General features: G+C 47.2%; 21 protein-coding genes. 8 read left to right on the forward strand and 13 right to left on the reverse strand.

The window, feature by feature from the left end; all coding sequences use genetic code 11:
* Positions 1-42 precede the first annotated feature (42 nt).
* Both JGK22_RS28190 and JGK22_RS28195 read left to right on the forward strand, forming a co-directional pair.
* A complete protein-coding gene (locus tag JGK22_RS28190) occupies positions 43-312 on the forward strand; it encodes a prevent-host-death protein (protein WP_293277433.1) in 270 nt (89 codons plus the stop codon).
* A complete protein-coding gene (locus tag JGK22_RS28195; protein ID WP_293314239.1) occupies positions 299-577 on the forward strand; it encodes a type II toxin-antitoxin system RelE/ParE family toxin in 279 nt (92 codons plus the stop codon). Before JGK22_RS28190 ends, JGK22_RS28195 begins: the two co-directional genes overlap by 14 nt.
* Before the next feature lie 52 nt (positions 578-629).
* Here the strand turns inward: JGK22_RS28195 and JGK22_RS28200 are convergent, their stop codons facing one another.
* The 6 genes from JGK22_RS28200 to deoC form a co-directional block, all read right to left on the reverse strand.
* Positions 630-1,541 carry an NAD(P)H-dependent glycerol-3-phosphate dehydrogenase gene (locus tag JGK22_RS28200; protein ID WP_293314241.1) on the reverse strand — a complete coding sequence of 304 codons (912 nt, stop codon included), beginning with the start codon at positions 1,539-1,541 and terminating at the stop codon, positions 630-632.
* 114 nt (positions 1,542-1,655) lie between these two features.
* A complete protein-coding gene (locus tag JGK22_RS28205) occupies positions 1,656-2,096 on the reverse strand; it encodes an NUDIX hydrolase (protein WP_293185179.1) in 441 nt (146 codons plus the stop codon).
* A 137-nt stretch (positions 2,097-2,233) separates the two neighbouring features.
* Positions 2,234-3,460, reverse strand: coding sequence for a glycosyltransferase family 4 protein (locus JGK22_RS28210; protein ID WP_293185178.1), 1,227 nt, complete (start codon positions 3,458-3,460; stop codon positions 2,234-2,236).
* Positions 3,461-3,486: 26 nt separating this feature from the next.
* A complete protein-coding gene (locus tag JGK22_RS28215; RefSeq protein ID WP_293185176.1) occupies positions 3,487-5,058 on the reverse strand; it encodes an MFS transporter in 1,572 nt (523 codons plus the stop codon).
* A gap of 201 nt (positions 5,059-5,259) precedes the next feature.
* Positions 5,260-6,135, reverse strand: a complete 876-nt coding sequence (gene recO, locus JGK22_RS28220) for a DNA repair protein RecO (RefSeq protein ID WP_293185175.1) — start codon at positions 6,133-6,135, stop codon at positions 5,260-5,262.
* 232 nt (positions 6,136-6,367) lie between these two features.
* On the reverse strand, positions 6,368-7,048 hold the full coding sequence (gene deoC / locus JGK22_RS28225; RefSeq protein WP_293185173.1) for a deoxyribose-phosphate aldolase: 681 nt from the start codon (positions 7,046-7,048) through the stop codon (positions 6,368-6,370).
* 301 nt (positions 7,049-7,349) lie between these two features.
* Between deoC and JGK22_RS28230 the strand changes: the two genes are divergently transcribed.
* Both JGK22_RS28230 and JGK22_RS28235 read left to right on the forward strand, forming a co-directional pair.
* On the forward strand, positions 7,350-7,712 hold the full coding sequence (locus JGK22_RS28230; RefSeq protein WP_293185172.1) for a hypothetical protein: 363 nt from the start codon (positions 7,350-7,352) through the stop codon (positions 7,710-7,712).
* Between the two features lie 431 nt (positions 7,713-8,143).
* On the forward strand, positions 8,144-9,166 hold the full coding sequence (locus JGK22_RS28235; RefSeq protein WP_293219269.1) for a tetratricopeptide repeat protein: 1,023 nt from the start codon (positions 8,144-8,146) through the stop codon (positions 9,164-9,166).
* 603 nt (positions 9,167-9,769) lie between these two features.
* Here JGK22_RS28235 and JGK22_RS28240 read toward each other — a convergent pair.
* On the reverse strand, positions 9,770-10,564 hold the full coding sequence (locus JGK22_RS28240; protein ID WP_293185169.1) for a hypothetical protein: 795 nt from the start codon (positions 10,562-10,564) through the stop codon (positions 9,770-9,772).
* Between the two features lie 286 nt (positions 10,565-10,850).
* Between JGK22_RS28240 and JGK22_RS28245 the strand changes: the two genes are divergently transcribed.
* Positions 10,851-10,994 (forward strand): hypothetical protein, encoded by a 144-nt coding sequence (locus tag JGK22_RS28245; protein ID WP_293185168.1) that lies wholly within the window; start codon positions 10,851-10,853, stop codon positions 10,992-10,994.
* Positions 10,995-11,073: 79 nt separating this feature from the next.
* On the opposite strand, the gene JGK22_RS28250 is transcribed toward JGK22_RS28245, so the two are convergent.
* From JGK22_RS28250 to JGK22_RS28275, 6 genes are all read right to left on the reverse strand, one after another.
* Positions 11,074-11,796 carry a pyridoxine 5'-phosphate synthase gene (locus JGK22_RS28250; RefSeq protein WP_293185167.1) on the reverse strand — a complete coding sequence of 241 codons (723 nt, stop codon included), beginning with the start codon at positions 11,794-11,796 and terminating at the stop codon, positions 11,074-11,076.
* A 483-nt stretch (positions 11,797-12,279) separates the two neighbouring features.
* Complete coding sequence (locus JGK22_RS28255) at positions 12,280-12,489, reverse strand: hypothetical protein (protein WP_293198351.1); 210 nt, start codon at positions 12,487-12,489, stop codon at positions 12,280-12,282.
* 92 nt (positions 12,490-12,581) lie between these two features.
* A complete protein-coding gene (locus JGK22_RS28260; RefSeq protein WP_293314243.1) occupies positions 12,582-12,863 on the reverse strand; it encodes a hypothetical protein in 282 nt (93 codons plus the stop codon).
* Between the two features lie 157 nt (positions 12,864-13,020).
* Positions 13,021-13,386 (reverse strand): nucleotidyltransferase domain-containing protein, encoded by a 366-nt coding sequence (locus JGK22_RS28265; RefSeq protein WP_293314245.1) that lies wholly within the window; start codon positions 13,384-13,386, stop codon positions 13,021-13,023.
* A complete protein-coding gene (locus JGK22_RS28270) occupies positions 13,383-13,586 on the reverse strand; it encodes a hypothetical protein (RefSeq protein ID WP_293198342.1) in 204 nt (67 codons plus the stop codon). The genes JGK22_RS28265 and JGK22_RS28270 overlap by 4 nt, the downstream gene beginning before the upstream one ends.
* A 46-nt stretch (positions 13,587-13,632) precedes the next feature.
* Positions 13,633-14,793, reverse strand: a complete 1,161-nt coding sequence (locus tag JGK22_RS28275) for a transposase (RefSeq protein WP_293185163.1) — start codon at positions 14,791-14,793, stop codon at positions 13,633-13,635.
* 52 nt (positions 14,794-14,845) lie between these two features.
* On the opposite strand from JGK22_RS28275, the gene tnpA reads away from it, so the two are divergent.
* From tnpA to JGK22_RS28290, 3 genes are all read left to right on the forward strand, one after another.
* The gene (gene tnpA / locus JGK22_RS28280) at positions 14,846-15,247 is read left to right on the forward strand and encodes an IS200/IS605 family transposase (protein ID WP_293185162.1); all 402 of its coding nucleotides are present in this window, start codon (positions 14,846-14,848) and stop codon (positions 15,245-15,247) included.
* Positions 15,248-15,381: 134 nt separating this feature from the next.
* On the forward strand, positions 15,382-16,242 hold the full coding sequence (locus JGK22_RS28285; protein WP_293185160.1) for a Tab2/Atab2 family RNA-binding protein: 861 nt from the start codon (positions 15,382-15,384) through the stop codon (positions 16,240-16,242).
* 235 nt (positions 16,243-16,477) lie between these two features.
* Entirely contained in the window at positions 16,478-17,773 is a 1,296-nt protein-coding gene (locus tag JGK22_RS28290; protein ID WP_293185156.1) for a TldD/PmbA family protein, read from the forward strand.
* Positions 17,774-18,112: the final 339 nt, after the last annotated feature.

Here is an 18,112-nt window from a genome sequence, read left to right on the forward strand (position 1 = left end):
TTTTGCTTAAAATAGACATAACCCAAACTCATAACATCTGTCATGCAAAGCTATACCCTCGCAGAAGTATGCAATCCACAGGGGACAGTCTTTAACCTAGCTGCTGTGGAGCCAGTTTTACTCACAGATAAATCGCAGCCCAGCCACGTAATTATGTCGGCTGATGCCTATCAGGGCTTGATAGAGCGACTGATGGAACTAGAAGATATGCTTTTAGGAAAAGCCGCAAAATCTGCCCTGAGTCAGTCTCAAATGGTTGGTACCAAAACCTTTGTAGAAACACTAAAACAACTGGCAAATGGCGAAACTTGATGGTTTACAAACAGTGCTCGACTTTCTCAAGGGTTTGCAACCTAAAATAGCGGCTCAAATTGCTAAAAAAGTGTTAGCGCTGAATGTCGATCCTTTACCTAATGATAGCAAGCAATTAATCGGATATCTGGGTTATTATCGGGTAGATAGTGGCGAGTATCGGATTATTTACAACTTTAATCCCGAAGAAGATTTGGTAGAAATTATTCTAGTTGGTAAGCGTAACGATGATGAAGTATACAAACAATTAGAGCGCCTTTTTTAAGAAACTCATTCTCAGTGATGCTGCTCTAAATATCTGGTAATTATTTTGGATATTACTCCGGCTTCAAAGCGCGTTCCATCAGCGATAAAACAGCTTGTTCTGGAGTAATTTCCCCATTCAGCAAACGGTAAACTTGACGAGAAACAGGAACTTCAATCTCGCGCCGATTGGCTAAATCAATCAACACATTAGTCGTATTAACTCCTTCAGCAGTGCTCTGCAATTCGTGCAAAACTTCCTCCAAAGACTTACCTTTCGCCAATCCGAAACCAACCCGATAATTGCGCGACAAAGCACTATTGCAAGTAGCGAGTAAATCTCCCAAACCAGACAAACCATAAAAAGTTTCGGCGCGTGCTCCCAAACGAACCCCTACCCGAATCATTTCCGGCAAGGCGCGAGTTAACAAAGCAGATTTAGCATTAGTTCCTAATTGTAAACCATCGCAAACACCAGCGGCGATCGCAAAAACATTCTTCAAAGTGCCCCCCAACTCAGTCCCCAGGGGATCTTGATTGACATAAACCCGAAAAATATCCGAACTGTAAATAGTTTGTACTTGCTTCGCCGCCGCTAAATCCAAACTCGCCGCTACCGTGGCAGCGGGTAATCCTCGCTGAATTTCTTCGGAAAGATTGGGGCCGGAAAGTACGACAATTGGATTATTAGGAAAGGCATTTTGCCAAATTTGAGATGGAGTGCGCGTCGTGGCGGGATCTAAACCTTTGGTGACAGTAACTATAATTGTACGGGGATTTGGATTTAAGGCAAGCAGGCGATCGACTGTTTCGCCAACTCCTTTCATCGAAACCGCCGAAACCACAACATCCGCGCCAGTTATAACCGATTCTAGACTAAAAGAACTGCGGCGCGACCACAAATTTACCCGATCGCCCTTTTTACCTCCCAGATTTGCCAGGGCCGAACCCCATGCACCTCCACCTAATATTGTCAATATTTTCATTGGTAATGGGTAATGGGTAATTGGTAATTGGTAATTGGTAATTGGGAATTGGGAATTGGGAATTGGTTATTTGGTTATTGTCACCAAAACATAACAACTGTCAACTGTCAACTGTCAACTGTCAACTGTCAAACGCGGCCGCAATCCGTAATGACGGTAACGCCAATAATCGCGTAAAATGCGATCGTGATCGAAACACAATTGCTCGGGAATCTGCCAAGACTCAAAAACTTGTAAATTTTTAGCATCATCCGCAGCTTGAGGTTCGCCAGTTGCCGCAGCCAAGAATACAATACTGATTGTATGTTGCCGCGCGTCGCGATTTGGATCGGAATAAACGTAAAATTGCTCGATTAATTCTACATTCAAACTTGTTTCTTCTAAAGCTTCGCGTTTTGCCGCCGTTTCTACCGATTCCCCATAATCGACAAAGCCGCCGGGAATCGCCCAACCGTAGGGAATATGCAAGCGTTCTATAAGTACGATCGGTCGCTGCGGGCGATCGACCAATTCGATGATAATATCAACTGTAGGAGCAGGATTTTTGTAAGTCATTCTGTTGGGAATTGGGCGAAGCGAAGCGGAGGGATTGAGAATTGGGCATTGAACTGGTTCCTAGGCAGAGCCTGGGAACCGATACCCAGAGGCTCTGCCTGGGGACGAGCATTCTTCCTTTTCTTGTTCCTGCTAAATCATGCTAAACCGCGAACTGGCACGCGCTGCCTCTGCAAAACTTCTGCATAAAGCTTTTCCAACTCAGTAATATTTTGACTGAGAGTGTAGCGCTCGATCGCCCGTTGGCGCGCTTTTTGGCCCAGCAGCATTCCAAACTCAGGATGATCGCAAAACAACGGCAGCAAAGTTAGTAACTGACTCCGCACCCGCTGAGTGTTCAAAACTATCCCCGCGCCTTCCTCCAACGCCTCGCCGTCAGCACCGGCATCCGTTGCCAAGCAAGCTAAACCGCAGGCCATCGCTTCCAGCAGCGACAGGGACAATCCCTCCACCAAAGAAGGCAGAATAAATACATCTGCACCGCGCAGAATTTCGATCCGGCGTTCCTCCTCGGCGACAAATCCGAGCCATACAATGCCGTCCTCTTCGCCGTAGGACAGTTGCAGCGAGGCGGCGAGGGGCCCGTCGCCTACGATCGCCAATACGTTGCCAGGGCCAAAATTACATTGTTTCCAGGCCTTCAGCAAAGCCTCAACATTTTTCTCGGGGGCAATGCGGCCTTGATATACAAATATGCGATCGGCTTTTAATTCCGACTTCAACCCCGAAGGCCCGGGCGAATACTTCTGGGCGTCTACGCCGTTGGGAATCACAGCTACCCGTTCTTCCGGCACTCCCAACTTCACCAAAATATCTCGCTGAATGTAAGAAAAGACGATCGTCGAGTCGTAGTTAGCCAAAAACGGAGCGTACAGTTGATACATCAGGTGTTGGGTTCCCGATGTCAAATTCCGCAATTTGCGATCGAACGGCGGGTGAAAAGTCGCCACCAAAGGCAAATTCAATTCCTGACAAATTTCCGGCAGCAAAAAGTCTAGGGGCGAAAGCGTCAGGGAAGCGTGAACAACATCCGGTTTCAGCCGCCGCAAAGACTTCATCAACACTGTGCGGGATTTGAGAGTTGGAATCGTATAAATTTGCGATTTGTAGTGACAGGGTAAAGAAACTTCGTTGCAACTCGCGGGCGAAAGCGAATTGGTATATGAAGTTGGAGTAATTCCACTTCCCCATTTTCCATTTGCTACGCTCCACGCGGCATTATTCCTGTCAATTTGGCCCGCTTCTTGGGCAAAGTGCAGGAAACTGACCTGGTATTCCCGGTCTAATAAGGCGTTAGTGACTTCCCTGGAGTAAGTTACATTACCGCAAAAAGGTGATTTTTTTCCTAGCCAAGCGATGTGCATTCGAGTAAATCAGAGTTTGTTATGTTTTAAATTCGATCGACTTTGCTATTAGTGCTACGGGAAATATACCAGGTTAAGACGCCACCTGCGATCGCCAATCCCGCTAAAGCCAAAAATACCGTCGGCAAACCCAGAAATGTTTCTGCTACTCCCGCTAAAGCTAATGGTAAACTCAAAGCGATATTAGTCGCATTGTTTTGCAGCCCGAAAACTTTTCCCCGCATTTCTTCTGGGGTTTCTGCTTGAATTGTCGTCTGCATCGGCACTCCCACCAACGAAGCAAACAAACCCAACAGGGTAATGAACAGCACCGAGATCCACAAATGGTGTGTAAATGCAGAAATACCCATCAGAGCAACTGCCATACCAACAGATCCGATTAAACTAAGTTGGGAATGAGAAAATTTGTGGCCGAGATAGCCGACAGTCGTCGCCCCAGCAGCCATCCCGACGCCCACCGCAGCCAGCAAAAATCCAAATTGCGACGCTTTCATACCGGGCAGGATTTCTGCCAGCCGCACCGCTAGAACTGCTAAGGCTGCAAAAATGGAAAATAGAATAATTAGTTGAATTAAAGCATTGCGGACTTTCGGTTGATCGTTGATGTAACGCAGCCCGTCTTTTAAATCTGCTAGGGGATGCGGCGGTTCGTGTTCGACTTCGTTTTTTTCGCCTGTTTTCATCGACAGCAACAGCACTCCGGCGAAGGCGTAACTTCCGCCGACTACTAATTCTTTGCCGATGCCGAGTCCGCCGCCGAGATTGGTAAATAGAGTGTCGGCTAAGGCTAGTAAGGGTTCTCCGACTGCAAAGCCGATAATCACCGAACCCATCATGGTTGTGGTGTAGAGCGAGTTTGCCGATAGCAGGTGGCGGCGTTCAACAATTAAGGGAATTACTGACTGTTCTGCTGGGGCGAAAAATTGAGTTAGGGTGGAAACTAGGAATGTTACTAGCAGCAGCAGGCAGAATCCGAGCGGTAGTTGACCGAGTTCCCAGCCGTCGGAGAGCCACAACAGCAAAGGCAATGTCAAGACGAAGCCTCCCCGCAGCAGGTTTGTGGCTACGAGCACTGCTTTTTTTGACCAACGATCGACATATACGCCCGCAGCAGCCCCAAATAACACCGCAGGTATGGTAAAGGCGATCATGATTGCCGATACCCACCTGCTGATGGTTTGATCTGGCGCTTGAAATCTGCTGGCTACCAGGGCGATCGTCAGTACGAGATAAACTTTATCTGCTAGTTGCGAGAAAACTTGCCCGCTCCACAGCGCTAGAAAATTTCGGTTTTTGAGCACCGGCAGAAATCCGGTTTGTTGCTCGGGAGTTTCGCCTGCTGCTTCCGCGAGCTCTGCTGCGGTTGCTGCTGTTGACAGCGCGGGGATGGCTTCTGGTTGCTGGCTGTTGCCGTTGTTCCAGTCTGTTTCTGGATTTGTGGGATATTTGTCCATTTCTGGGTCTTGGGCGTTACTCCATTGTCGATCGGCAAAGACGGGCGATGAGTTAAAATCTGGAAAATTTTCTCGTTCTTCCATCTTGTGGTGGGTCACAGCTAAAATAGATCTTCTCAAATCAGTATCGGACAGTCGCATCATAGGATTTGGGGTGGATCGCCTGGGATGGTTGAGCTTGGGGGGATGGGAATTTCAAATTGAGGCGTTAACCTCTAAATTTAATAACTCGTAACTTTTCTTATTATCTAGTTTTGCAAGAATTTTGAGCATTTACCTGAAATTGCTTACAGGTTCGGATATCCCGCAAGCTGGGTGAGATTTTTACTCCACGAGATTCAAAATTTAAAACTCAAAACTCTCCAAGTACGTGTCGATCGAGCTTCCCGATCGAATCGTGCAACCTAAATGATACTGGGCATATTGCCGCAAAATATTTTCTACTGATATCCAAGTCCCCCGATCGGCAATCCCCTCTCCTAGTTCTGCACTCCCCAACTGTTGCAGTGCAGCTAATTCTTTAGCATTAATATGGAAATTTGTCAAGTGTTTGCTGTCGCTCGTTTGCCGGGAACGGGAGCTGGATCTGTACAGGCTGCCAGTTTGTGAGGAAAGTTCTGCCTCTAGGTTAGCTAGCTCTGGCAAGCTGAAGGTTCCCCCAGAGGGTATACTAAACCCGGTTTGCCAGTTCGGATCTGTGAAATTTGGGATGAGTGGCACTCTGGTGGCACAGCAGACTTGGACTTGGGGCGCGAGGCCTGCTAGGGCTAGCAAGTGAAAAATACCCTGGGCTAGATGGGCGACTAGCAGGGCGGCGGATTCAATTTCTGTGCGATCGGACAAACGCTCCAAACGGCTCAAGTGTTCCCCCAGCAAAAAGAAAAGTGATTCTTGCGGTTCGTCGGAAAGGGCGCTGGCGATCGCCAATTCGGCCAAATATTGCGCGGCTGATAGTTTTCCCAGGTTGCGGCTCAAACCCGGATAGGATTCGACGGTGGACGCTTGGGTAATCTTGTCGAGCGATCGACCTTTGGCAATCAGCAATTCGTTGACTACAAATAATTCGCTTCTACCGCCAATGCTCGATCGTTGTTTGCGAACACCCGGTGCTACGGCTTTAATTAAGCCGAATTCCCGCGTCAAAACTGTCAGCAGGCGATCGGATTCGCCGATCGGCGCACTCTTAAGATTGATTCCAATTGCTTTGTAAGTTCGAGTCACTAGATTATAGATTTTAGATTTACAACGGCACTCTTATACGAATTAATTTTGAGGTATGTTGTTGCGCTTTAGCGCTCTTTTCTTAGATATATGAAAGAGCGCTCAAGCGCAACTACGTACCTTTCCATCACTAATGACTAGGAATTAATTTTGAGGTATGTTGTTGCGCTTTAGCGCTCTTTTCTTAGATATATGAAAGAGCGCTCAAGCGCAACTACGTACCTTTCCATCACTAATGAGTCTGATTTAAATTATCTCGCTGGCGGATTAATTCCGGGCCGCGAGAAGTCCCCAAACGAGTCGCACCAGCCACGATCAAATCTATAGCTTGTTCGTGAGTGCGAATTCCTCCGGCCGCTTTAATACCAACTCTTCCCTTAGTAAATTCCTTCAACAACCGTACATCTTCAACTGTCGCCCCACCAAAAAAGCCCGTGTTAGTTTTGATATAAACGGCGCCCGCCTCCATGCAAAGCTCAGCCGCTAATTGTTTTTCCTCATCAGAAAGCATCGAGCATTCGATAATCGCCTTGATAGTTAGTCCGGTTTCTTCGCAAATTTCGGCCAATTCCCGGTGAAATTCGTCGCTTTTTCCGGCTTTCAACAATCCTAAATTGACCGAGACATCTAACTCAACGGCTCCGCTGTCTGCCGCTTCTAGAGCTTCGTAGAGTTTGACTGCTGATGTGGTTGCTCCCGTGGGAAAACCTATGACTGTCGAAACTTTTGACTTTGTGCCGTGCAGAAGACTTACCGCTTGTCGCACGTAGGCGGGATACACGCAAACTGTGGCAAACCCAAATCTTTCTGCTTGTTGGCAGCAGTGTTCTACTTGCTCGGGAGTGGCGCCCGGATCGATGAGGGCGTGGTCGATATAGGGGGCAATATCGATATCTGGCCCTTGTGCAGCCATTGCTATTTTTTCTCCGAAGCAACTACATCTTTATTATGTATCGAATTTACCAATTCTTAACTTGCCTCAGGCTCTGAGTTGCTGCTCAGACCAACTGTTGTGGGAAGTTTTTCATCCATTTATGATAAAAAAAATAAATTTTAGTATCTGCCTTTAGATACATTTTTAATCTTTCTTTAGGTATACTTTGTTAAAAGGAGTTGCGGTAGAGCCTGCGTCAGCTACCCTAGAGCAGAGCCTGGTAGCAGTCACTGTTTTTACTCCGATTAGTGCTTTAAAAACATAACAGCCAGTGCCAAGCATGAATCATTTAGAACTCGAACAAGAAATTGGAAAGATGGCTAGAGCGATGATGACTCGCAATAGCTTAATTGGTAAAGATTTGATTGCAGATCTCAGAGGGCGGCTGTCAACAGACAGCGTAGCTGCTTTGATGATTGTCAGTATTGAGCGCTTGATTTGGTCTGACTGTGAGTCGGTGATCTGGAGTTTGAGTTATTTGATTCCTGCTGATGTGATGGAAGAAATTCGCCGCATTACGGCGCTGGTTGTTTGCAAGCGCTTGATGGGCAAGGGTTTTGTGCTGGGGAAGGATTTTAGTATTGATGCTTCAGGCAGGTTGCTGTTGAGCGAGACTGCTCAAACAGCGGTTGTGGTTGCTTGAATTGGGTAAGCAGAAGTTGGATCTATTGGCACTACGAGATTTGCACTTTTAGTGTAATTGCAAACCTAATTTTGGATGGGGTAATAGTTGACAGTTGACAGTTGACAGTTGACAGTTGACAGTTGACAGTTTGAGAGCGACCTCTACCCTTAAGTCCGAGGATTGGAGTAATGAATAGTCTGATTTTAAAGTTGCGTGACTCGCGCCAGCCTGAGATTTGCAGCAGCTCCAACCAGTGATGAGTGTGGTTAGCTAAAAGAGCATTTGATGAGAGGAAAATAGTCGGTTTCAACTGTCAATTGTTGAGGTTGTTAATGGCTGTTTGTACGGGCGATCGCCCTGTATCAAAATTTTCTGATTTGTAGTCAAATTACAGTTTAACTCCGGGCATTTTTCGTGTAGAATCATCCCTAAGATAGATGCGAAGTATTATGAACTTAATTCAAAACTTGGAAGCGGCTTGGTATTATCATCTGGGTTCGCGCCACCTCGAAGCTAACGATCATGATAGTGCTCTGGCGAATTTTGACAGAGCTGTGAACTTGCAATCGGATCATTATAAGGCTTGGTTCGGGCGAGGTATGGCTTTGGGCAACTTAGAACGACACTTAGAGGCGCTTTCAAGTTTTGATGAGGCCTTGGCGGTGCAGCCGGATGCGAGCTTTGGCTGGCACAACCGGGCTATTGCTTTAGGAAAGTTGGGCCGCTTTTTGGAGGCTCTTAACAGTTTTGACAGGGCTCTGGAGTTCAACCCATATGCGGCGAGTATTTGGCACAACCGGGGACTGACGCTGATCGATATGGGGCTTTACCAGAAGGCGGTTCTGAGTTTCGATCGCTCTTTGAGTTTGCACCCAGAGGCGCCTTGGGCGTGGTACAACCGAGGGAATGCTCTGTTGGAACTCAAGCTTTACTATCAGGCGCTCAACAGTTTCGATCGCGCGATCGAGTTTAACCCAGATGATGCGAAGGCTTGGTACAATCGCGGTCTAGCTGCCAACTCCATGGGACTTTACAAGCAAGCAGTGGCTAGTTTTAGTCGATCGATCGCTCTGAAACCGGACAGAGCCGAAGCTGTAGGCGAGCGACGAATTGCTTTGCAAAAATTAGTCGGCTTAAATCAGAAAAATGCCAAGTTCACTCCCACATCAGAGTGTATCTTTGAGGATTATTTGATTTGGTACAATCGGGGTGTGGAATTGGCGCGGCAAGGTAGCTATTCAGAGGCGATCGCTTGCTATGAAACTACCTTAGAAATCAATCCTAATTTTGCTAACGCTTTTTACAATCAAGCTTGCTGTTATGCGCTGCTGGGCTTTGCTGATTTGGCCCTTGACAATTTGCAGCGGGCTGTGGAATTTATGCCTAATTTATACCGAGAGCTAGCTGTAGCTGACTCCGATTTAAGCTGTATTTGGAAACAAGAACGTTTTGCAGCACTGATCGAAGGTTGAGAGGTCAGTTGACAGTTGACAGTTGTCAGTTGACAGTTGACAGTTACGTTAAATCGAAATTATAGCGCAGTGCGAGCGTCTCGCTCGCGAGCTGTACACTACTCGCGAGCGGGGACGCTCGCACTGTAAAAAAAAATGCTTTTTCCAAAACTGAGATGCTCCCCTAATATTGTTTCCGGTTGCATCGGTATTGTTTAATCCGCCAACAATCAACAATCAACAGTTAACAGTTAACAGTTAACTGTCAACATCATTTCGGTGTAACCAGAATTGATATAACTAACCAGAAAGAATTGGTTGAAAGCCCGCCCGCCGGAGCGGGAGAAATTAAAATCAGACTATTCATTACTCCAATACTCGGACTTAAGGGTAGAGGTTATTCTCAAACTGTCACAGGTCAACTAAGAGGGCAGGCACGCACCATCCACTGCCCCTACCAAAGATCAACTGTCAACTGTCAACTGTCAACTGTCAACTGTCAACTGTTGAAGTTCTTGGCGGTTGATTTTACGCAAAAAAAAGCTCGCGTTTCGGGCGAGCTTTTGTGGTTGGGCGAGGGAAATTTAGATCGCCATCAAGAATGTTTTTGCTATCTATCTCGATCTATCGCACCGCAACTCTGATCGAGGATTTAACTGGCCTGTTGGCAACTATCAGCACCTTGTAGGTGCCAGACTCGGGGAGTTGAGCAAAAGTTTGACCTTCGCCTTGATCTAGGAGTTGTCCCGATGGAGATTCGATCGCCACATCGAGATTTTTGTTGCTAGCATTCACGGTGATTGTCTGTCCCTGTTTTCCGGGAACTGTCAGGGGCTGGATTTGGTAGCCGGACATTTTGAGCCTAACTGTGGCTTCTGTTTCCCCGTATGCTATGGGAAGTGCGCGATCGGGCCTATAAGTCCACTTGGCGTTAAAGTCGCGTTCGAGTACGAAGGCGCTAGTCTCACCTTTCGGAGTAACTCGCACGCGATAAATGCCGGACTCTGGCAACTGACCTATCCACTGATTGTCACTTTTGTCAACAACTCCCAGATTTTGACCGTTGGGGCTGTACAGTTGGGCTGTCAGTTTTCCCGCCCACAGCGAGAGTGTGAGTTCTCGCCCTTTGACGCCTTCAAAAATATAGGTGGTTGGTTGGCTGATGGTGGCTCGAATTTCCGAGGTTGACATTCGCTCGATCGGCTCTAGCTTCGCAACCGGGGCTGGGGTAACTGATGTTGGCTCGATCGGTTCTTGCTTAGCAACTAGGACAGAAGTAACGGGTGTATTAACAGTTTGTGTAATTTCCGCAGCGGCCATCCGCTCGCTCGGTTCAAATTTGGGGGCTACAGGGCTGGCAAATACGGATTTTGCCGTCATCATGAGTAGCATTCCAGTCAGTAAAATTAGTTTTTTCATGTCGCACTTGGCAGGGGTAAGGAGTTGTATATGGTTACTTGTGTTTGCCTGTTTGCACCGGATTAAGTAGGCGCGATCGCGATCGGCTACAGCAGTATAGAGGATACCTGAATTTCCCGTACTTGCACCAAACCTACTGGTAGCAAATTTACAATGCGGGAGCTAAGTGGTAGCCTCAGTTTGCCGTGACATTTTAATCATACTCCTGACAGCATAGTATCGGTGAAAATATTAGTAATTTGGTCAAGGAAAATTAAAGCTTTTATCGGGGAGTTGGCCCCAAAAAATGCCAACGCCCAAAAAACCCGGTATCTTCGCTCCGGGATTTAGCTTGCTACTAGAAAACCGCTATCACCCGCAGGGGGTGACGGTTTCTACTGTTAGCTGTTGCGGGCGATCGCACAAACTCTATTTTGTAGAGAGCGCTTAGAGGCGAGTAGCGTTTCTCCAGGCGGGTTTAGTTGCGATTTTTGTGCAAAACCGGGCTTTTACAGCGAGGTTTATTTGTACTAGGAACCCGACAGAATCTTTAGGTAAGCTTCTACTGTGTTCGACAAGCCCATTTCTAACGCTTCCGCAATTAAAGCGTGACCGATCGAGACTTCTAGTATATCAGGAATAGAGCAAAACTTAGCTAAATTTTGCAAATTTAAATCGTGTCCGGCATTCACTCCCAAACCTACAGATTGAGCCGCTTTAGCTGCTAAAACATACTGTTGAAAAACAGATTCTACATTCCCTTCACGAAAAGCAGTTGCATAGGGTTCCGTGTACAGCTCTACTCGGTCTGCTCCAACTTCTTTGGCTAGGGGCATGAGAGCAGCATCTGCGTCCATAAACAAGCTGACTCTGATGCCGTTGTCTTTTAATTTTTCAATAATTGGTAAGAGGCGATCGCGATTTTCGGGAATATCCCAACCGCTATCCGAGGTGAGCACGTCTGGAGCGTCTGGCACTAAGGTACACTGAGCCGGTTTGACATCGCAAACTATATCCATAAATGGCGGCTGAAACGGATTTCCTTCGATGTTGAACTCGACGGTTAGCATTTTGGCTAATTCGTAAACATCGGCAGCTTTGATGTGCCTTTCGTCGGGGCGGGGATGGACTGTGACGCCGTGCGCTCCAGCGGCGATTACTGTTTTTGCAGCTTCGGTAACGCTGGGAATGCCGATATTTCTAGAGTTTCTGAGGAGGGCGATTCTGTTGATGTTGACGCTGAGTTTTGTCATGGGATGTTAATCTTTAAGGTTGCTGCTACTATATTAATCGCTTTGGGAACGAAATCTTTAGCACTTTAGGTTATAGCGGTTCTCAAAAAGATGAGGTACGTTGTTGGGCTTCAGCCCTCTAGGTTTAATAGGATATTCTTGCACAAGATTGACAGTATATTGCTACAATCCTAAATTTTATGCCAATTGTTAAAACTTTCATATTACCTTGATAAACTGGTTTTACCGTTTTCGCGATCTGCGTGGCAAATTGCAGTGCCTTGTCGGTCATCTCTGGGTCGAAACGGCAGTCCTGTTTCCCTAATTTTGAGAATTGGTATTAGAGTATAATAGACCTCTTACAAAAATCGGAAAACACCCGGAAATTATCTGTGTTGCATCTGTCTGACATCTGCGGTTGAAGGATCGAAGATATTGTAGGGTGCGTCAGCGAGGAGCCTAATTTTTAGGTGGGGAGCCAGAAGTGGCTGACGCACCCTACTACTAATTTTGAGAATTGGTATTAGAGTATAATTTAGCTTCTGCCTGCGGTAATGTATCTGCAAAAAAAGCCTCGGCTGTTTGCTGTTTTGCTGCTAAATCTTCCAGATTGGCAATGCAGAAAAGCGGTGTGACGCGATCGACTATTGCGGCCGGAAAATCTCGGGTGAAATATTTGAGTTTAAAGTCGTATCTGTGGGGACGGTATATCATGCCCAAGAGTTCCACCGGGTGCATCTCACTTTTGAAGAGGGCGAAGCATGACCGCATATAAGTTATTAGTTATAATCCCATATTTTCTGCGGTCATGCTTCGCCCCTACGGATATATTCGCCTTGCCTGAGATGCTCCCGTTCCACCAAGGGTAAAAGCGTCCAGTTGTGATAGTTGCCGATCGCATCTACTAAGGAATGAAAATTTAATAACTTACACGCTCGATGATTGTTGTGGGATGGGCGGGAGAGCCCGTCCTTTCTGCACGGGCTCTCCCGCCCATCCCACCCTAAATGACCGCGATATATCTCTTTTTTGACCAGAGGTTGCAGCAAATCAAAACGAATTTTGATTTCGTTGAATCTGGCTTGCATTTGGGAAAGATGCTTGTTTGTATCCAAATGAGGCGGTACAATTAAATTGGCTTTGTCAAAAGCGATCGGGACTTGTCCCTGGGGTGCATCTCACTTTTGAAGAGGGCGAAGCATGACCGCATATAAATTATTAGTTATCATCCCATATTTTCTGCGGTCATGCTTCGCCCCTACGGATTCTCTCGATTTCCAGAAAATCGTTGCGGCTGCTGCGCCGGAAAACGGCAAAATCAATTAGCAAGAACGGTGGGGTTTCTTTGAGTCGCCAAAAGCACTGGGATTGACCGTGCCAAGCAGGTTCTGGAACTCGATATTTGAGTTCGATTTCGGAAATTTCGGCGAGGGTTTTTTCCACAATCTCAAAGGTTTGTTCGACGCAGTTATCTGCAACCACAACTGCAATATCGAGGTCTGACCATTCGTCTGTGTAGCCGTGGGCTGCTGAACCTCCCTGCCACAAAGCGAGAACAAAATCTAAAGGTTGTAGGGTTGAAACAATCTTGTCGAGAATGATTTGTCTCATGGGATCAAGCTATAGTTTGAGTTTTCCTTGGCTTCGACAAGTTTAACAAATATCGCGGGTTGAGATTGCTGGGGAACTGTTACGATCGCAATTGCTAATGTGTCCGGTTGGGTGGTGCTGCGGAAATTTAGACGGGAAGCGGCGAGGGAGAGCGGTATTTTTGGGGAAAGTGCGATCGCCCGCCAAGTAGGCAGAGGCATAATTAGTTAGTTGAAATACTCCCCGACCGTCGCGGACGGGGATTCTTCACGCTTCACCGACAGATACTACCGAAATAGTTTTACTCCGTCTCGACGTGCATTTAGAGTCGTGGCGATTCCCCATCCCGACTTTATTTATATTCTTGGCGGCATTCTCGTCGCGGTCGTGTGTAGCCCCGCAATTTACGCACTGCACTGACCGCACTTTTAAGTCTAGCTTGCCCCATTTGTATCCACATTCGGAACAAACTTGGCTGGTCGGTTCCCAACGACTAATTACTACAAACTCTCTGCCGTATTTGACCGACTTAGCCTCGCAAAATACTCTGAATTGTCGCCAACCCTGAAGGCTGATTGCCCTAGAAAGTTTGCGGTTTTTCATCATTGCCGACACATTCAAGTCTTCTAAGATGATGGCTTGGTTTTCGCTGACCACTTTAGTCGATAGCTTGTGCAGGAAGTCTTGGCGCGTGTCCGCAATTTTGTTGTGCGTTTTGGCTATTTTAATCCGAGTCTTTTCCCAGCCTCTGGAGCCTTTTTCTTGTCGGCTCAACTTGCGCTGCAACTTCCTCACTTTGCGGTCAATCTTTGTGTAGATTGGGCTTTCAGCTTTTGTGCCATCACTCATGAACGCGAAGGTTTTTATCCCCAGGTCAATCCCAATGCTTTGGTTTTTAGGATTGATATTGACTGGTTCGATCTCGACCACGAAACTGAGAAAATAACGGTTGGCACAGTCTTTAATTACTGTTACAGAACTAGGTTCAGACGGCAGTTCTCTTGACCAAATTGGATTTACACTCCCAATTTTTGCCAAGTAAACCGTTTCATTGTTAATTGAAAAACCGCCGCGAGTTAGTCTTGCCGATTGCTGATTGGTCTTTTTCTTAAACCTGGGACTGCCTAACTTTTTGCCTTTGGGCTTGCCATTGAGAGAGCTAAAAAAGTTTTTATAAGCAACACCTAAATCGGCGATGGACTGCTGCAATGGTATTGCTGAAACTTCTGACAGCCAGCACCTTTCTTCAGTCTTTTTCGCTTCAGTGATAAGCAATTTCTGCAAATCTCCGTTGCTTGACAATTTGGAGGAAGCCTTGCACAAAGCCAACGCATCGTTCCAAACTACCCGGACGCAGCCGAACAACCGACTTAAGCTTTGTCGTTGCTGGTTTGTTGGGTAGAATCGGTAGCGATATCTGGCTTTCACGTTGAGGTGCTATAGTTGGTCTGTTGCTCAATTATACATCGGTGCGCTCAAGATGAAAACTCTTCTTCGCAAAGAAAGGCACAGCATTACGGATCTGAAAATTCACTTGGTCTGTGTGACCAAATATCGTAGGTCGGTATTTACTGCCAACAGCCTTGCGGTGATTGAAGCGTCGTTTAGGGATGTGGCTAAGAAGATGAATTTTCAGATTCGAGAGTTTAATGGAGAAAGCGACCACATCCACGCTTTGATCGAGTATCCTCCCAAGCTATCGATTTCTGCTATGGTGAATGCACTCAAGGGCGTTTCTAGCAGGAAATATGGACAAGAGGGGTTTCCAAAGCCTTGCGGGAAAGAAGCTTTATGGAGTCCTAGCTATTTTGCTGCTTCTGTCGGAGGAGCGCCACTGGAAGTCCTCAAACGCTATATCCAGAATCAAGAAAAGCCGTCTTGAAAGACGGGGCTTTAAACCCATTTCTTTGGTAAGCGCGATCGCCCGCAATTGAAAATCAGTCTTAAATTCTCACTCATCAGAAACCTGCCCGATGTCAGGTAACATGAGAAAGGATTAATTTTTAACAGCGCGGCATGGCTACTATTTGGGAACTCGACTTTTACAGCCGTCCAATCCTAGACGAGCGAGAGAAAAAAAAATGGGAAGTGTTGATTTGCGAAAGCCCGCTGAATGTAGGCGACAAGGCAGAATCTCTGTTTCGCTATTCGCAATTCTGCCCCAGTACAACCGTGAATTCCCTGTGGCTGGCTGGTGCAATTAAAGATGCGATCGCCTCTGCACCGAAACCACCCGAAAAAATCCGCTTTTTTCGCCGCCAAATGGCGAACATGATTACCAAAGCCTGCGAGGAATTGGATATTCCCTCAGCCTCCAGCCGCCGCACCCTCGCCCTCAGCCTGTGGCTGGAAGAACGGATGCAAGACGTTTATCCCGCCGAACCGGGTTATCAGCCGGTTGTGAACCCCACCGTTCAATTTGTACCCGAAACGCCCATAGCGCTGCCGGATGCCTTAATCGGCGAAAAATGGTCGTTTGTGAGTTTGCCGATCGCAGCTTTTGACGAAATGTCCGAGTGGGATATTGGATTTGGCGAAGCTTTCGGACTCCCGATGACACGCCTCGCCCCGGAAACACAAATTCCAGGATTAATCATCTACTCATCGAGAGCAACGGCTTTAGCAGGTTGGATGTCGGGTTTGGAATTAGCTTTTCTCAGATATGATAGCGCCCCTATCCCTAGGCTGGTATTAGATACGGGAGCTAACGATCGCTGGATTATAGCTAATCTCAGAGACTCAGCAACTGAGAAAGAAGCGAAAGGATTTGAAGCGGCGAAAAAGCAAGCAAAACAAGTACATTTTTTAGCAATTCAGTCGAATCCACAATCGGAATCTTTTGCAGGATTTTGGCTGCTGCACGAACTAACTAATTAGTCGATCCCTTGGCAATAACCGATCTGGCATCGGTCGCAAAAATTTGGTAATTGGTAATCGGTAATTGGTAATTGGTAATTGGCAATCGGTAATTGGTAATTGGCAATCGGTAATTGCTTCCAATGACAAATGACAACCGACAAATGACAACAGTCAACTACCAACTGCCAACTGCCAACTGTCAACTGTCAACTGCCAACTGTCAACTGTCAACTGTCAACTGTCAACTACAACAATGACCAATCACCAATCAGCAGAACAACTGCTAGAATTAGCCACCAAAGCAGGTGCCGAAGCTGCTGAGGTATTGGAATCGCAATCGCTCTCGCGGCCGGTCTTTTTTGAAGCAAACCGCCTCAAACAGCTAGAAACTGCCCAAGCAGAAGGCATTGCGCTGCGGCTGTGGCGGGACGGGCGGCCGGGTTTGGCGGTGGCCTACGGGCCCGTGGAACCGCAGATTTTGGTCGATCGCGCGATCGCACTTTCGCAACTCAACGAGCCGGAAACCATCGAACTCGGCACCGGTGACAAAGTTGTGTATCCCGATCGCGGAGTGTCAATCCCAGCCGAACAGTTAGTAAACTGGGGAAAAGAGGCGATCGCGATCGTCCGCGAAGCCTATCCCGAAAGCCTCTGCACCGCCGAACTCGACTGCGAAATCGAAAGCACCCGCTTGCTGAACACCAGAGGCTTGGATTCTAGCCACACCGACACCACCCTCAGCGGTTATTTGTCAGCAGAATTAGTCCGCGGCGAAGATTTCCTCAACATTTGGGATGGCGAAACCGAACGCGGCACCCTCGACTTAACCACCAGCGCCAAGCGCGTTTTGCAGCGTTTGGAATGGGCGAAAGAAAATGTAGCCCCCGCCACGGGCCGCGTGCCGGTACTGTTTACAGCCAAAGCAGCCGATTTGCTGTGGGGGACTGTCTGTGCGGCGTTGAATGGTAAACAGGTACTCGAAGGCGCTTCTCCTTGGAACGATCGATTGGGCCAACAAGTAACATCGCCCCTTGTCACTCTCTCGCAGCAGCCGGATATCGGGCCCTATAGCTGTCCTTTTGATGACGAAGGTACTCCCACTCGGGCGATCGTCTTTATCAACAGCGGAGTATTGCAGCTATTTTATACCGATCGCACCACCGGTCGAGCCTTGGGAAGCGGCACCACCGGCAACGGATTTCGCCCCGGTTTGGGCAGCTATCCAACGCCGAGTTTGTTTAATGTTTTGATTAAACCAGGAGAGCGATCGTTAATTGACTTAATCACTCAATTAGACGACGGCATTGTCATCGATCAAATGCTCGGCGGCAGTGCCGGAATTTCCGGCGATTTTTCAATTAACGTCGATCTCGGCTACAGAGTCAAAAAAGGTCAAATAATCGGCAGAATCAAAGACACCATGGTAGCCGGCAACGTCTACAGCGTCCTCAAACAATTGGTAGAATTAGGAGGAGACTCCGAGTGGAACGGTTCTTGCCACACACCATCTGTAATTGTAGAGGGATTGTCCGTCACCGGCAAAAACTAAATTCATGGGAATTGGGCAAACAGGGCATACGGCATTGGCAATCGATAATTGGTAATCGGTCATAGTTAATAGTTAGTGGTTAGTGGTTAAGCCCAAGTGCATTTAAATTGTGCAGTCAAGTTTGATAAAATGCTTGTGGGTGGGGTGCATCTGGTTTTAACAAATATGTTTGTAGGGGCGAAGCATGACCGCAGTCAATATGGGATTATAACTAATAATTTATATGCGGTCATGCTTCGCCCTCCCCAAAAGTGAGATGCACCCGTGTGGTGGCTCCCAGAAACCGCCCAAAAAATACAATTAAGATGCCCAACAGCTTAGTAGTTAATAGTTAGTGGT

Source organism: Microcoleus sp. PH2017_08_TRC_O_A (assembly GCF_020738665.1).
In the GTDB taxonomy this organism is placed as follows: domain Bacteria; phylum Cyanobacteriota; class Cyanobacteriia; order Cyanobacteriales; family Microcoleaceae; genus Microcoleus.

Bases quoted from the DNA above. Each gene is read 5' to 3' on its own strand.
- JGK22_RS28205 (WP_293185179.1), bottom strand. From the start codon at position 2,096: ATGACTTACAAAAATCCTGCTCCTACAGTTGATATTATCATCGAATTG.
- JGK22_RS28265 (WP_293314245.1), bottom strand. From the start codon at position 13,386: ATGAGACAAATCATTCTCGACAAGATTGTTTCAACCCTACAACCTTTA.
- JGK22_RS28240 (WP_293185169.1), bottom strand. From the start codon at position 10,564: ATGAAAAAACTAATTTTACTGACTGGAATGCTACTCATGATGACGGCA.
- JGK22_RS28260 (WP_293314243.1), bottom strand. From the start codon at position 12,863: ATGCAAGCCAGATTCAACGAAATCAAAATTCGTTTTGATTTGCTGCAA.
- JGK22_RS28250 (WP_293185167.1), bottom strand. From the start codon at position 11,796: ATGACAAAACTCAGCGTCAACATCAACAGAATCGCCCTCCTCAGAAAC.
- JGK22_RS28285 (WP_293185160.1), top strand. From the start codon at position 15,382: ATGGCTACTATTTGGGAACTCGACTTTTACAGCCGTCCAATCCTAGAC.
- JGK22_RS28195 (WP_293314239.1), top strand. From the start codon at position 299: ATGGCGAAACTTGATGGTTTACAAACAGTGCTCGACTTTCTCAAGGGT.
- JGK22_RS28200 (WP_293314241.1), bottom strand. From the start codon at position 1,541: ATGAAAATATTGACAATATTAGGTGGAGGTGCATGGGGTTCGGCCCTG.
- JGK22_RS28245 (WP_293185168.1), top strand. From the start codon at position 10,851: ATGCCAACGCCCAAAAAACCCGGTATCTTCGCTCCGGGATTTAGCTTG.
- JGK22_RS28290 (WP_293185156.1), top strand. From the start codon at position 16,478: ATGACCAATCACCAATCAGCAGAACAACTGCTAGAATTAGCCACCAAA.
- tnpA (WP_293185162.1), top strand. From the start codon at position 14,846: ATGAAAACTCTTCTTCGCAAAGAAAGGCACAGCATTACGGATCTGAAA.
- JGK22_RS28270 (WP_293198342.1), bottom strand. From the start codon at position 13,586: ATGCCTCTGCCTACTTGGCGGGCGATCGCACTTTCCCCAAAAATACCG.
- JGK22_RS28255 (WP_293198351.1), bottom strand. From the start codon at position 12,489: ATGATATACCGTCCCCACAGATACGACTTTAAACTCAAATATTTCACC.
- JGK22_RS28210 (WP_293185178.1), bottom strand. From the start codon at position 3,460: ATGCACATCGCTTGGCTAGGAAAAAAATCACCTTTTTGCGGTAATGTA.
- JGK22_RS28190 (WP_293277433.1), top strand. From the start codon at position 43: ATGCAAAGCTATACCCTCGCAGAAGTATGCAATCCACAGGGGACAGTC.
- JGK22_RS28230 (WP_293185172.1), top strand. From the start codon at position 7,350: ATGAATCATTTAGAACTCGAACAAGAAATTGGAAAGATGGCTAGAGCG.
- deoC (WP_293185173.1), bottom strand. From the start codon at position 7,048: ATGGCTGCACAAGGGCCAGATATCGATATTGCCCCCTATATCGACCAC.
- JGK22_RS28235 (WP_293219269.1), top strand. From the start codon at position 8,144: ATGAACTTAATTCAAAACTTGGAAGCGGCTTGGTATTATCATCTGGGT.
- JGK22_RS28215 (WP_293185176.1), bottom strand. From the start codon at position 5,058: ATGATGCGACTGTCCGATACTGATTTGAGAAGATCTATTTTAGCTGTG.